A 12,576-nucleotide genomic window follows, 5' to 3' on the forward strand; every position below is an offset into this window, starting at 1 on the left:
ATGCGCCGAGGGAGACCGCCTCCAGTCCGGCGCGCAGCCGTTCGTCGGGCATCGCCACGTAGCGTTGCGTGGTCTCCACGCTCGCGTGACCGAGCAACTTGGAAACGAGCAACAGATCGTGGGTGGCTTCGTAGGTGCGGGTGGCGTACCGGTGGCGCAAACTGTGCGTCGTCCAGCCATCAAGGAGCCGGGACAGGTGCTTGCCGATGTAGCTGGCTTCGACGTGTCCTTGCCATCTGCCGGGGAACAGATAGCCGTGATGTTCAATAATCAGGTCGGCTAGATCGTCCGGTAGGGGCACCAGACGCTGTTTGTCGTTCTTGCCTCGGACTATCAGGCTGCGGCCCACCAGATCGTCCATCACGTCGGTGGAACTCACCGAGGCGATCTCCGAGCGTCTCAATCCGCATTCGGCACCGAGTCGCAACATCAGCTGCTCCTCGTCGTTGGCCTTGGAGAGGGCGGAGAGGATGACCTTGTCGGGGCATGGGCGTGGATGTGCCTGCGGCCTGCGCACGCTCGGTAGTTCCCGACTGGGGTCGTCATCGCGCAGATCGTGCGCTCTGATCCACCGGAAGAAGCTCACCGTAGCGTTACGCGCGCTCTTCCTCGTTTCTGGTTTCCATTCCTTGGAGGCGAAGTATCCGACCAGTCCGTTGCCGCCCACGTCAAGAGGCGATCCGCCGAGCGCGTTGCCCATGGTCGTCATCTGGCATCGTCTCGTATGCAGTGTCGCCGTGGAGTATCCGGCGGCTTTGAGCGAGTCGAGCCAGCCGTTGATGTATTCCGCCCATAGGGGCGTTGCCTGTGACCTGTGCATGGCACACCATTGTGCTCTTGATGTTGTTCGGATAAGAGAAAAGGCCGTCAGATGAATGATCTGACGGCCACCCCGATTGGTAGCGGGGCTAGGATTTGAACCTAGGACCTCTGGGTTATGAGCCCAGCGAGCTACCGAGCTGCTCCACCCCGCGACGGCTTGTCTTCGTGACAGCTCTATCTACTTTACGAATGAGCGAATAAATGTCAAGTCGGCGTGTCGTGATTGGTTGATGTCGTGAACCCCCGTCGGATAACGCATTATCAATATTTCCTATATCGGTAGGCCCGTTAGGGGAGCGTTCCATATCCGTGCCCGCACCATAATAGGGACTATGCCTATCAAGATCCCCAGCGGCCTGCCGGCCAGAGCCATCCTCGATTCGGAACGAATCTTCGCGCTTGAAAAGCCAGAAGCGGAGCGTCAGCGTGTGCGCCCGCTGAAACTGGTGATCCTGAATCTCATGCCGAAGAAGATCGAGACGGAGACGCAGCTGCTGCGCCTGATTTCGAAGAGTCCGCTGCAGGTCGAGATCGACTTCATGAAGACCTCTACGCATGAGGCCACGCACGTGAGCGCCGACCATCTGGTGAAGTTCTACGAGACGCTCGATACTTTCGAAGACAATTATTATGACGGCTTCGTGGTGACGGGCGCGCCGGTGGAGCATCTTGACTTCGAACAGGTTGATTATTGGGACGAGTTCAAGCGGATTCTTGACTGGGCGGGCAGTCACGTCTTCTCCACCATGTATCTGTGCTGGGGTGCGATGGGTGCGCTCAACTACCGTTACGGCGTGCGCAAGGTGAATCTTCCCGAGAAGATCTTCGGAGTGTTCTCGCAGTATCTGCAGGATGAGTACTGCTTTCTGACGAACGGTTTCGATGAGATCAGCCTGCAGCCGCATTCTCGTCTTGCCGGTGTGGATGAGGGCGACATCGCGCGCAATCCGGATCTGCAGGTGCTTACCTGGGGGCCGAAGTCCGGTCCGGGGCTGATCGCCACGCGAGATTTCTCCGAGGTGTTCGCGCTGGGTCACTGGGAATACGGTAAATATACGCTCTCCGAAGAGTATGAGCGTGATATGAAGAAGGGCATGACCAATGTGCCATTCCCCGAGAACTACTTCCCGCATGACGATCCGCAGCTCGAGCCGGTGTTCGCCTGGCGCGCCCATGCGAATCTGCTGTGGCGCAACTGGCTGAATTGGGTTTATCAGACCACGCCGTACGATTTGGGCGAGGTGCCGCAGTTGCGCGCCGAGAAACGCCTTGGTACGGATCGCTCCATTCGGCATGAGCCCGGAAGTCCGCGCGTCGACGCGTTCACGCCGTTCTCGCGCGATGGATACGGTGTGATTCGGGGCTGATTCAGGTCGCGTCTTCCAGGCCGGCCATGTCGTATTCGGAATTTTTCCGATTGCGATACGTCTGCTAGTGTTTATCTTGGTATTCCAAAGGTGGGATAGACTTCGATAAAGCGTTTTATCATTAATGATGGTTAACGACGAAACGTTGACGCCACCGACAGAACATGAAGCCGTGTCTAGTTGTCGCAGCTCCGTGCGAAACGCCGGAAACGTCAGATGGCAGTAAAGGAGGAGCCGTGCGTGGAGATGTTGTCGAGACACAGGCTAATAATCCTTTCCAGCCATTCGGAGTTGAATGTGTCGATGCGGCTCCGGTCACGTTGGCACATGCTTCGAAGGACGAACTGGTTTAGTAACCAGAACGTCACATTCGACTCGGTTGTTGGGCTAAACTAACAGCTGACACAAGAGCAGGAGGCGTGAATGATTGGTGCATTGGGAGAGGGCATGCTGACCATTGCTGATGGTCCCGAGATGCCGAGTATCAATGACTTCCTTCCCGATCCGTTCGTATTCCAGGGCACGCCGTTCGCCATCAACCGCATCATTCTGGTCCGTATTCTCGCGACCGTCATCATGATGCTGGTTCTCGGTATCACGGCTAGCCGTGCAAAGCTCATTCCCGGCCGCTGGCAGGGCGCAGTCGAATGGCTGATCGAATTCGTCCGCGACAACATCGTCTATCAGGTGATGGGCGAGTTGCGCGGCAAACGTTATGTGCCGATGATCACCACCGTGTTCTGCACGCTGCTGATCTTCAATCTGTGCGGCATCATTCCGGGCTTCAATATCGCGGCAAGCGCGTCCATCACGTTGCCGTTGGTGTTTGCCATGTGGTGCTTCTGCCAGTACTGGATTGCCGGCATCCGTGAAAAGGGCCTTGGCCACTTCCTGAGGGATGAGATCTTCCCGAAGGGCGTGCCGGCTCCGATCTACATTCTGCTGTCCCCGATTCAGCTGCTTGAGCTGCTGATTATCCGCCCGTTCTCGTTGACGATTCGACTGTTCGCCAACATGGTTTCGGGCCATTTGATCCTTGCGCTGTGCCTCTCGGCCACGCAGTTCTTCCTTATTGATGTGGTGAACAAGCTCATGATGCCGTTCGGCATCATCACGTTTGCCGCTGGCATGTTCATGTTCCTGTTCGAGGCGCTGGTCGCCTGCCTGCAGGCTTACATCTTTGCCATCCTGACCACCGCCTACATCAATATGAGCTATCCGGAGATTGACTGATCGCCGGCTTTGTAAGTGTTGCTTTGCTAAGCAATAACCAGAAAGGAAACAATCATGGATATCGTTACCCTCGCTGAGGTTGCCGGCAACCTGAACGTCGTTGGCTACGGCCTCGCCGCAATCGGCCCTGGCATCGGTCTGGGCATCCTGATCGGCAAGACCATCGAAGGCACCGCCCGTCAGCCTGAGCTCGGTAGCCGTCTGCAGACCCTCATGTTCCTGGGCCTGGCATTCGTCGAGGTGCTGGCACTGCTCGGCTTCGTGCTCGCCTTCATCAAGTAAGCCTTGACCCAAGGTAACACCGAAGACGCAAACGAACGTGAAAGGAGGAAGACACTATGGTGACCGCAGCTAGCGAGATGGAACTGTTCCTTCCGAAAAGCTACGACATTTTCTGGTCGTTGGTCATTCTGATCATCGTCGCCGTGTTCTTCTACAAGTTCTTCCTGCCGAAGTTCCAGGCCGTGTTCGATGAGCGCGCCGCGAAGATCGAGGGTGGCATCGCCAAGGCCGAGCAGGCCCAGAAGGATGCCGATGAAGCCAAGGCGAAGTACGAGGCCCAGCTGAGCACCGCCCGCGTCGAGGCTTCCAAGATCCGTGATGATGCACGTGCGGAGGCATCGCACATCATCGCTGACGCACGCTCCCGTGCCGAGAGCGACGCCGCGCAGATCACCGCCACCGCCCAGCGCTCCATCGAATCTCAGCAGCAGCAGGCGCTGGTCAGCCTGAAGGGTGAGGTCGGCGTGCTGGCAACGGCACTGGCCGGCAAGATCCTGGGCAGCAAGCTCGAGAATGATGATGTGCAGTCGTCGATGATCGACCGGATGATCGCCGACATGGACAGCGACAAGAAGTGATTGAAGACCTTCAAGAAAGGGAGGTGACCAATGCGAGGAGAGGCATCGCGCATCGCAGATCGCGTTTCGCGTGACTCGCTGGCCCCCAAGCTGCGTGGCTCCGGCGAGGATGCATGGCGTATCGGGAACGAGCTGTTCACGATCACCAGCGTGCTCGACCACAACATCCAGCTTGAACGTGCCCTCACCGACCCGTCGCGCCCTGTCGAAGACAAGGTCGCAGTGCTGAAGACCCTGATCGGCGAACAGTCCCATCCGCTCACGATGGAGATCATGAGCGATTTGGTATCCCGCCGTTGGAGCCGCGTGTCCGACATCGCCAACGCCGTGGAGGATTTCGGCGTTGACGGCATGATGTACTACGCGGATTACACCAATGCCACGCTGCAGGTTTCCATTGAACTTGCCCAGCTGCATTCCGCACTGCTCAACCTTCCGGTCGTACGATCCAAGCTCTATGACGCAACCGTCCCCGCCGAAGCCCGCATCAAGCTGCTGTACAGCCTGATTGGCGATGCGGACTTCAATCAGGTGACCAAGCGTCTGGCGGAGCATGCGACCTGCAATCTGCGCAATCGTCGCTATCTGCAGACCATTCAGTGGCTGATCAACAAGCTCTCCCGTCATATGGGCGAGTCCATGGTCACCGTCACCACGGCAAAGCCACTGACCGATGAGCAGGTCGACAAGCTCGTCGCCGTCTACTCGGCCAAGACCGGCCATCCGGTGCATATCAACTCGGTGGTCGATCCGACCGTCATGGGTGGTATGCGCATCCAGGTGGGCGACGAGGTCACCGACAACACGGTGGTCGCACAACTGCAGCATCTTCAGCGCACGGTGAAGGCAACCGCCTGACGCGGTTCGCCGCACGGTGAACAAGCCTGAAACAAGACTTGACTGAATTTAAAAACAACAATAAGGAGTGATCATGGCAGAACTTACCATTGATCCCACCACGATACGCAAGGCGCTCGATGATTTCGTCGAGTCGTACAAGCCGTCGGATACGCCGACCCAGGAGGTCGGTTACGTCGCGACTGCTGGCGACGGCATTGCGCACGTGACGGGACTGCCTGGTTGCATGGCCAATGAGCTGCTGACCTTCGAAGACGGCACGCTTGGCCTGGCGTTCAACCTTGACGCCCGCGAGATCGGTGTGGTTATCCTCGGCGATTTCGCAGGTATCGAGGAGGGCCAGGAAGTGCGTCGTACCGGCGAAGTGCTCTCCGTGCCCGTCGGCGACGGCTATCTCGGCCGCGTCGTGGACCCGCTAGGCAACCCGATTGACGGTCTTGGCGAAATCAAGACCGAAGGCCGTCGTATTCTCGAGGCCCAGGCACCTGACGTTATGCATCGTCATCCGGTTGACGAGCCTATGTCCACCGGCCTGAAGGCCATCGACGCAATGACGCCGATCGGCCGTGGCCAGCGCCAGCTCATCATCGGCGACCGCCAGACCGGTAAGACCGCTATCGCAATCGATACGATCATCAACCAGAAGCGTAACTGGGAATCCGGCGATCCGAAGAAGCAGGTCCGCTGCATCTACGTCGCCATCGGCCAGAAGGGCTCCACCATCGCATCGGTGAAGCAGTCCCTCGAAGAGGCCGGCGCCATGGAGTACACCACCATCGTGGCCTCCCCGGCATCCGATTCCGCAGGCTTCAAGTACATCGCACCGTACACCGGTTCCGCCATCGGACAGCACTGGATGTACAACGGCAAGCACGTGCTCATCGTTTTCGACGATCTGTCGAAGCAGGCCGAAGCCTACCGTTCGATCTCCCTGCTGCTGCGCCGCCCGCCGGGACGTGAGGCTTACCCGGGCGATGTGTTCTACCTGCACTCCCGTCTGCTCGAACGTTGCGCCAAGGTTTCCGATGACCTCGGCGGCGGCTCGATGACCGGTCTGCCGATCGTCGAGACCAAGGCGAACGACGTGTCCGCGTACATTCCGACCAACGTCATCTCCATCACGGATGGCCAGATCTTCCTGCAGTCCGACCTGTTCAACGCGAACCAGCGTCCTGCAGTGGACGTCGGCATCTCCGTGTCTCGAGTCGGTGGCGCCGCCCAGACCAAGGCTTTGAAGAAGGTCTCCGGCACGCTGAAGATTTCGCTGGCACAGTACCGTTCGCTGGAATCCTTCGCCATGTTCGCCTCCGATCTGGATGCGGCTTCGAAGGCTCAGTTGAACCGTGGTTCGCATCTGACCGAGCTGTTGAAGCAGCCTCAGTTCTCCCCGTACTCGATGGAGCAGGAGGTCGTCTCCGTGTGGGCCGGCACCCATGGCAAGATGGATGACCTGCCGTTGGGCGACGTGCTGCCGTTCGAGAAGGCCATGCTGGATTATCTGGATCACAACACCGATATCCTCAAGACCATCCGTGAGACCGAAGACTTCACCGCCGACACCGAGGCAGCCCTCGACAAGGCCGTGGAAGCGTTCCGTGAGACCTTCGTGACCAGCGCGGGCAAACCGCTGGTCGAGAAGAAGCCTGACGTCAAGAACGCCACTCCGGTTGAGCAGGAAAAGATCGTCGCAGGAGAGAAGTGATTCATGGGCTCGCAACTCGCATTGAAATCTAGGATCGCCTCCACTGCGTCGCTGGAGAAAATCTTCAACGCGCAGGAGATGATCGCGTCTTCGCATATCGCCAAGGCACGTGACGTGGCCCTGAACGCGAAGCCGTATACCGATGCGATTTTCGACGCCGTGCAAGCGCTGGTGGCGCACACCCATATCGATCATCCGATCGTGAAGAAGGACGAGGACAACCCTCGCGTGGCTGTCCTCGCCCTCACCTCGGACCGTGGTATGGCAGGCCCGTACACCTCCTCGATCATCCGCGAAACGGAATCGCTGCTCGCCCGCCTCGACGCGGCAGGCAAGCAGCCGGAACTGTATGTGTATGGTCGCCGCGGTGTGACGTACTACAAGTACCGCAACCGTGATGTTGCCGGTACTTGGGAGGGCGATACCGACCAGCCCGGCGTGGAAGTCGCAGAATCCATCTCGAAGGCACTGATGGACGCCTATATGAAGCCGGCGGACCAGGGTGGGGTTTCCGAACTCTACATCGTGTTCACCGAATTCGTGAATATGGTGGTCCAGAAGGTGCGTGTGCTGCGTATGCTGCCCGTTGAGCTCGTGCTTCCGGAACAGCAGGGCTCCGGTCCTGTGTCCGAATCCGATGCCGACGCCGCGACCCCGCTCTATGCGTTCGAACCGAACGTCGACGAAGTACTTGACGCGATCCTGCCGAAGTACATTCAGTCCCGCATCCATGAATGCCTGCTCACCGCGGCGGCATCCGAGACTGCAAGCCGACAGAACGCCATGCATACGGCCACAGACAACGCCCGCAGCCTAATCGACGACCTGACCCGCAAGCTCAACGCTTCCCGCCAGGCTTCGATTACCCAGGAACTTACCGAAATCATCGGCAGCGCCGACGCGCTGAATAAGAAGGAAGAGTAGGAACGCATATGGCTGACAATCAGACCACAGCGGCTCCCGAGACGGCTGCAGAGCCGACCGCTGGACGCGTTACGCGCATCCAGGGCTCGGTCATCGACGTCGAATTCCCGGTGGGCCACCTGCCCGACATTTACAACGCACTTACCGTTGAGCTGACCAACACCGGCGCTCACGAAGAGGGCGAGACCACGCACAAGATCACCCTCGAGGTCGAACAGCACCTCGGCGACTCCACCGTGCGCACCGTGGCACTCAAGCCGACCGATGGCCTGGTGCGCGGCGCCACCGTACACGACACCGGCGGTCCGATCTCCGTGCCGGTCGGTGACGTCACCAAGGGCCACGTGTTCGACGTGTCCGGCAACATCCTCAACAAGAAGCCCGGCGAGACCATCACCGTGTCCGAGCGCTGGCCGATTCACCGCAACCCGCCGGCATTCGACCAGCTGGAGTCCAAGACCCAGATGTTCGAGACCGGCATCAAGGTCATCGACCTGCTGACCCCGTACGTGCAGGGCGGCAAGATCGGTCTGTTCGGTGGCGCAGGCGTGGGCAAGACCGTGCTGATCCAGGAAATGATCCAGCGAGTCGCCCAGAACCACGGCGGTGTGTCCGTGTTCGCCGGCGTCGGCGAGCGTACCCGTGAGGGCAACGATCTGATCGGCGAAATGGACGAGGCCGGCGTGCTCGAGAAGACCGCACTGGTCTTCGGCCAGATGGATGAGCAGCCAGGTACCCGTCTGCGTGTGCCGCTGACCGCACTGACCATGGCGGAGTACTTCCGTGACGTGCAGAACCAGGACGTGCTGCTGTTCATCGACAACATCTTCCGCTTCACCCAGGCTGGTTCCGAGGTGTCCACCCTGCTCGGCCGTATGCCGTCCGCAGTGGGCTACCAGCCGAACCTGGCCGATGAGATGGGCTCGCTGCAGGAGCGAATCACGTCGACCCGCGGCCACTCCATCACCTCGCTGCAGGCCATCTACGTGCCGGCCGATGATTACACCGACCCGGCCCCTGCAACGACCTTCGCCCATCTGGATGCAACCACCGAGCTGTCCCGTGACATCGCCTCCAAGGGCATCTATCCGGCAGTGGACCCGCTGAGCTCCACCTCGCGAATCCTCGATCCGCGTTACGTGGGCCAGGCCCACTACGACTGCGCGAACCGCGTCAAGGCGATTCTGCAGCGTAACAAGGAGCTGCAGGACATCATCGCCCTGATCGGCATCGACGAGCTCGGCGAAGAAGACAAGACCACCGTGAACCGCGCCCGTAAGATCGAGCAGTTCCTTGGCCAGAACTTCTACGTCGCCGAAAAGTTCACCGGTCGTCCGGGCTCCTACGTGCCGGCTGACGAGACCATCGAAGCCTTCACCCGCATCTGCGACGGTGTGTATGACGACGTTCCGGAGCAGGCGTTCTCCGGCATCGGCGGCATCGAGGATCTCGAGAAGAAGTGGCACGACATGCAGAAGGAATTCGGTGCGTGATGGCCGGATCGATCATGCAGGTGAACATCGTCGCCGCCGACCACCCCGTGTGGCACGGTACGGCGAAGTCCGTTACCATTCCGGCCTCTGAGGGCGGAATGGGCATCCTGCCCGACCACGAGCCTGTGCTGACCGTGATCAAGGAAGGAACCATCGTAGTGGTGGATCCGGAAGGCGAACGTCACTCCTTCGAAGTGACCGACGGCTTCATCTCCTTCGACTCGAACAAGCTCACCGTTGCGGTCGAGCGTGGACGTGACGTCAAGCGCGCCGAGTAATCCCTTTCAGGCAGCGCGATTGCAAGCGGCCTTCCTCCTCAATCGAGGCGGGAGGCCGCTTTGCGTATACGGGATCCCGCTCGCCCACATCCGGTCATGGTAGGGTAGTGCCTCGTGCGAATTATTGTTGCTGACTGCTCCGCCGAATATTCCGGACGACTGAACGCCTTCCTGCCGCTTGCCAAACGCGTGCTGCTGATCAAGGCGGACAACAGCCTGCTGATCTTCTCCGAACTCGGCTCCTACAAGCCGCTGAACTGGATGGCCGCGCCCTGCACCATCAAGGACATCACGCCCGACAATGCCGACGATGACGTCGACACCGCCGTGCCACAGAAAGTCATCCGAGCCTCGGCCGACAAGTCGAACGACGTGCTCGAGGTGACGTTGCAGCACATCTATTCCGACGAATCCTACGATCTGGGCGAGGACCCGGGACTTACCAAGGATGGCGTCGAGGATCATCTGCAACGCTATCTGGCCGAACAGATCGAACGTATCGGCAAGGGAGCGAAGCTCGTGCGTCGTGAATATCCGACCGCCATCGGCCCGGTCGACATCATGGCCACCGACGCCGAAGGCACGCATGTGGCCATCGAGATCAAACGCAACGGCGGTATCGACGGCGTCGAGCAGCTCACCAGATATTGCGAACTGCTCAACCGCGATCCGCTGCTTGCTCCGGTCCGTGGCATCTTCGCCGCGCAGACCATCACCCCGCAGGCCCGCGTACTCGCCGAGGACCGTGGCTTCCGCTGCCTGATCCTCGATTACGAGGAGATGAAGGGCGTGGAGGACGACTCCCTGCGTCTGTTCTGACAAAGATTCCGGGAAGTTTCCCCAATCCCAAGCCGGCGTTCTCAAACCACCGACGGTGAGCGCCCCGTAAGCGTCGGTAGATTGGGGCAATTGGCCCAGTTTGAGTGTCGGGCGACTTCCAGGACTTTCTCAATCGTGTTCTATGGGTGTCAACAGATTGTGCGCCGATACGGAACCTCTGCATGGATGCTCCAATGGTCGTCCGCACTCTCGACGTTCCATTGCCCCTGCATCGACTCGATGGTCCGACGGTATCGTTCCAGGCCGGACCGCAGACCGGCATCGGCACTCGGTTTCGGAACGTCGGAAAGCTCGATCACGAAAGCGGCGTCGGTCCAACTGATCAGCATGGTATAGCCGGCATATGCCCGGGCATGTTTGGCGATGTTGCCGAACAGTTCGCGGGCGAGACCGATGATAAGCGGTGCAGTCTTGCCATCGATTGACGTAGGCTCCACGCCGAGACGGAGCACCTCTCCGGCACACCCGTTCGCCGCCAGATTGCCTCGGCATACGGTGATGAGTTCGTCGAGTTCGGAGAGCCCACTGGATTCGGTAGACATGTCGTTGGCCTGTTGTTGCAGAGTCCGCCATTCATGGTCGTCTTGATTGGTGCCGTCGTTCTGCCCGGCCGCCGGCCTGTTGCTTTCGAGCGTGAGGATGGCTTTTCTGGTATGCGCCAGCGCATCAAGCGCAAGCTTCCTGACATTCGTCCACACTTCCCGTTGCCCGTCGTCACATGTTGTGAGCTGGTGATCGGCCATCATGACGATATCTCCCAGATCATTCGTCGTATAGTCGTGCAGGCGTTGAGCGATTCCCGCGTTGGCCAGCAGAGCCTGTTCCCGCTGCAGTTGGCGTTGCCGTTCCCCATTCCTGCGAATGAGCATGCTGATGCATAGCGTCAACGCGATGAGGCAGGGGAAGGAGAGCAGATTATTGTCGATTGTGGGAAAAGCAACGGCATAGGGGGAGAAGAAAACGGCGGCGAGCAGCGCGATGCCCGCCAAAACGCCTTCGATAAGGTTCGCATATCCGATCGAGCCCATGGCGAGCAAGGCCAATAGCAGAACCGGAGCGAAAGCTGTTCCGCCGACAAGAAAATCGCCCACGCTCATGGCTATGACCAGATAGCAGCCATGATCCGGCACGAACGCGAACCATGCCGTACTTAGGACGGCGATAATGACGCAGCACAGGTATTTCGGCCATTGTGCGGCATCGAGAGACCAGTCGACGCCCATAACGATGACGGCGGCGAGGCCGAACAGGCAGGTGAACGCGGCGAGTGCGGTACGTGGCATTGGAGTGCGGCAAGGAAGGCGGAGCGTGGTGGGTTGCTTCATAGGTTCCTCGATTCGGGCCGCTGGCAGCATCATTCAGATGATATGCCTGTTCCGGCATTGCGCGACGACGTCATGCCAATCGGAGATGTGGAATTTCGTCTTGATGTTTCGTCGATGCGAAAAGACGGTGTCGACGGAGATGCCCAGACGTGCCGCGATCTGTTTCGCATTCAGGCCCGATGCGCTGAGCATAAGAATCCGCTGCTCGGCGTCGGTGAGTTTCGGCAGCGGAGCTTCGGTTCCGTATGATGCGGGTGAGGTTTCGCAAGATTCCGGGGGAGCATTCAATACGGCGGCGATTGCCTCGGGAAGATCGTCGGCAATCGTCGTCTTGTCCAATATCGTTGTGATGCCGGCTTGCGTTGCCTCTGCCTGGTACAGTTCCGGTTCGTATGAGGTCATGCCGATGACCGCTGTGGTGGGTGAAGCGCGACGGAGCAATTGCGCGATCTGCGGACCTGTGACGCCATTCAAGGCCATGTCGAGCAATAGGATGTCTGTGTGCTGCAAGCCATGCCGGCATTCCTGCAGTGCACGCGTTGGAAAGGTCGTAGACCAAAGATCCAGCTTCATGCCATTTCGATGGTCCAGCCGCTTGAGCATCAGCATGATGTAATTCAATGCGCAGGCATCGTTGTCGAGCACACCGATGCGTATGCTGCGAATGTTCGTATTCCCCATGAGTGCCATGGTTGCAGTGTATCGCGTCGCTCGAGGTTGCGTCGGTCGGCCGTTTCGTGGTGCAGCGGTTTCTGCAGTTATCTGCAGACGACCTATGGCTCCCAATGCAGTTTCTCTACAGTGGATTCCGCAAGGCACTCGGCTTTGCAAGACATCGCAGAAGGAAGGTTCCGATGATGAAATCGTTACGTAT

The 12,576-nt window shown here is 59.2% G+C and carries 13 protein-coding genes and 1 tRNA gene; 10 read left to right on the forward strand and 4 right to left on the reverse strand.

Going from position 1 to position 12,576, the window contains the following annotated elements; translation table 11 throughout:
* Both HMPREF1494_RS10995 and HMPREF1494_RS05725 read right to left on the reverse strand, forming a co-directional pair.
* The coding region (locus HMPREF1494_RS10995) for a tyrosine-type recombinase/integrase (protein ID WP_081724122.1) at window positions 1-820 on the reverse strand (820 nt) is incomplete at its 3' end.
* A 77-nt stretch (window positions 821-897) separates the two neighbouring features.
* A tRNA-Met gene (locus tag HMPREF1494_RS05725) sits at window positions 898-974 on the reverse strand.
* Between the two features lie 180 nt (window positions 975-1,154).
* Between HMPREF1494_RS05725 and HMPREF1494_RS05730 the strand changes: the two genes are divergently transcribed.
* The 10 genes from HMPREF1494_RS05730 (at window position 1,155) to nucS (ending at window position 10,356) form a co-directional block, all read left to right on the forward strand.
* Complete coding sequence (locus HMPREF1494_RS05730) at window positions 1,155-2,189, forward strand: homoserine O-succinyltransferase (RefSeq protein WP_034520811.1); 1,035 nt, start codon at window positions 1,155-1,157, stop codon at window positions 2,187-2,189.
* A gap of 423 nt (window positions 2,190-2,612) precedes the next feature.
* On the forward strand, window positions 2,613-3,422 hold the full coding sequence (atpB, locus tag HMPREF1494_RS05735; RefSeq protein ID WP_003838697.1) for a F0F1 ATP synthase subunit A: 810 nt from the start codon (window positions 2,613-2,615) through the stop codon (window positions 3,420-3,422).
* 54 nt (window positions 3,423-3,476) lie between these two features.
* Window positions 3,477-3,704, forward strand: coding sequence for an ATP synthase F0 subunit C (gene atpE / locus HMPREF1494_RS05740; protein ID WP_003809874.1), 228 nt, complete (start codon window positions 3,477-3,479; stop codon window positions 3,702-3,704).
* A 56-nt stretch (window positions 3,705-3,760) separates the two neighbouring features.
* Window positions 3,761-4,282 carry a F0F1 ATP synthase subunit B gene (locus HMPREF1494_RS05745; protein WP_003838699.1) on the forward strand — a complete coding sequence of 174 codons (522 nt, stop codon included), beginning with the start codon at window positions 3,761-3,763 and terminating at the stop codon, window positions 4,280-4,282.
* Between the two features lie 30 nt (window positions 4,283-4,312).
* On the forward strand, window positions 4,313-5,140 hold the full coding sequence (locus tag HMPREF1494_RS05750) for a F0F1 ATP synthase subunit delta (protein WP_003838701.1): 828 nt from the start codon (window positions 4,313-4,315) through the stop codon (window positions 5,138-5,140).
* A 73-nt stretch (window positions 5,141-5,213) separates the two neighbouring features.
* The gene (gene atpA / locus HMPREF1494_RS05755; RefSeq protein WP_003838702.1) at window positions 5,214-6,842 is read left to right on the forward strand and encodes a F0F1 ATP synthase subunit alpha; all 1,629 of its coding nucleotides are present in this window, start codon (window positions 5,214-5,216) and stop codon (window positions 6,840-6,842) included.
* Window positions 6,843-6,845: 3 nt separating this feature from the next.
* The gene (locus HMPREF1494_RS05760) at window positions 6,846-7,766 is read left to right on the forward strand and encodes a F0F1 ATP synthase subunit gamma (protein ID WP_003838704.1); all 921 of its coding nucleotides are present in this window, start codon (window positions 6,846-6,848) and stop codon (window positions 7,764-7,766) included.
* An 8-nt stretch (window positions 7,767-7,774) separates the two neighbouring features.
* Window positions 7,775-9,259, forward strand: a complete 1,485-nt coding sequence (gene atpD, locus HMPREF1494_RS05765; protein ID WP_003838706.1) for a F0F1 ATP synthase subunit beta — start codon at window positions 7,775-7,777, stop codon at window positions 9,257-9,259.
* Window positions 9,259-9,537 (forward strand): F0F1 ATP synthase subunit epsilon, encoded by a 279-nt coding sequence (locus HMPREF1494_RS05770; protein ID WP_003838708.1) that lies wholly within the window; start codon window positions 9,259-9,261, stop codon window positions 9,535-9,537. Before atpD ends, HMPREF1494_RS05770 begins: the two co-directional genes overlap by 1 nt.
* 114 nt (window positions 9,538-9,651) lie before the next feature.
* Window positions 9,652-10,356: an endonuclease NucS gene (gene nucS / locus HMPREF1494_RS05775; protein ID WP_034520816.1), complete on the forward strand. Its 705-nt coding sequence runs from the start codon at window positions 9,652-9,654 to the stop codon at window positions 10,354-10,356.
* A gap of 149 nt (window positions 10,357-10,505) precedes the next feature.
* Here the strand turns inward: nucS and HMPREF1494_RS05780 are convergent, their stop codons facing one another.
* Together HMPREF1494_RS05780 and HMPREF1494_RS05785 are read right to left on the reverse strand one after the other, a co-directional pair.
* The gene (locus HMPREF1494_RS05780) at window positions 10,506-11,702 is read right to left on the reverse strand and encodes a hypothetical protein (protein WP_034520819.1); all 1,197 of its coding nucleotides are present in this window, start codon (window positions 11,700-11,702) and stop codon (window positions 10,506-10,508) included.
* A gap of 33 nt (window positions 11,703-11,735) precedes the next feature.
* The gene (locus tag HMPREF1494_RS05785; RefSeq protein ID WP_231495348.1) at window positions 11,736-12,383 is read right to left on the reverse strand and encodes a response regulator transcription factor; all 648 of its coding nucleotides are present in this window, start codon (window positions 12,381-12,383) and stop codon (window positions 11,736-11,738) included.
* Window positions 12,384-12,576: the final 193 nt, after the last annotated feature.

This window comes from Bifidobacterium sp. MSTE12 (genome assembly GCF_000513015.1).
Lineage (GTDB): Bacteria > Actinomycetota > Actinomycetes > Actinomycetales > Bifidobacteriaceae > Bifidobacterium > Bifidobacterium dentium.

Bases quoted from the DNA above. Each gene is read 5' to 3' on its own strand.
- HMPREF1494_RS05730 (WP_034520811.1), top strand. From the start codon at position 1,155: ATGCCTATCAAGATCCCCAGCGGCCTGCCGGCCAGAGCCATCCTCGAT.
- atpB (WP_003838697.1), top strand. From the start codon at position 2,613: ATGATTGGTGCATTGGGAGAGGGCATGCTGACCATTGCTGATGGTCCC.
- atpE (WP_003809874.1), top strand. From the start codon at position 3,477: ATGGATATCGTTACCCTCGCTGAGGTTGCCGGCAACCTGAACGTCGTT.
- HMPREF1494_RS05745 (WP_003838699.1), top strand. From the start codon at position 3,761: ATGGTGACCGCAGCTAGCGAGATGGAACTGTTCCTTCCGAAAAGCTAC.
- HMPREF1494_RS05750 (WP_003838701.1), top strand. From the start codon at position 4,313: ATGCGAGGAGAGGCATCGCGCATCGCAGATCGCGTTTCGCGTGACTCG.
- atpA (WP_003838702.1), top strand. From the start codon at position 5,214: ATGGCAGAACTTACCATTGATCCCACCACGATACGCAAGGCGCTCGAT.
- HMPREF1494_RS05760 (WP_003838704.1), top strand. From the start codon at position 6,846: ATGGGCTCGCAACTCGCATTGAAATCTAGGATCGCCTCCACTGCGTCG.
- atpD (WP_003838706.1), top strand. From the start codon at position 7,775: ATGGCTGACAATCAGACCACAGCGGCTCCCGAGACGGCTGCAGAGCCG.
- HMPREF1494_RS05770 (WP_003838708.1), top strand. From the start codon at position 9,259: ATGGCCGGATCGATCATGCAGGTGAACATCGTCGCCGCCGACCACCCC.
- HMPREF1494_RS05780 (WP_034520819.1), bottom strand. From the start codon at position 11,702: ATGAAGCAACCCACCACGCTCCGCCTTCCTTGCCGCACTCCAATGCCA.
- HMPREF1494_RS05785 (WP_231495348.1), bottom strand. From the start codon at position 12,383: ATGGGGAATACGAACATTCGCAGCATACGCATCGGTGTGCTCGACAAC.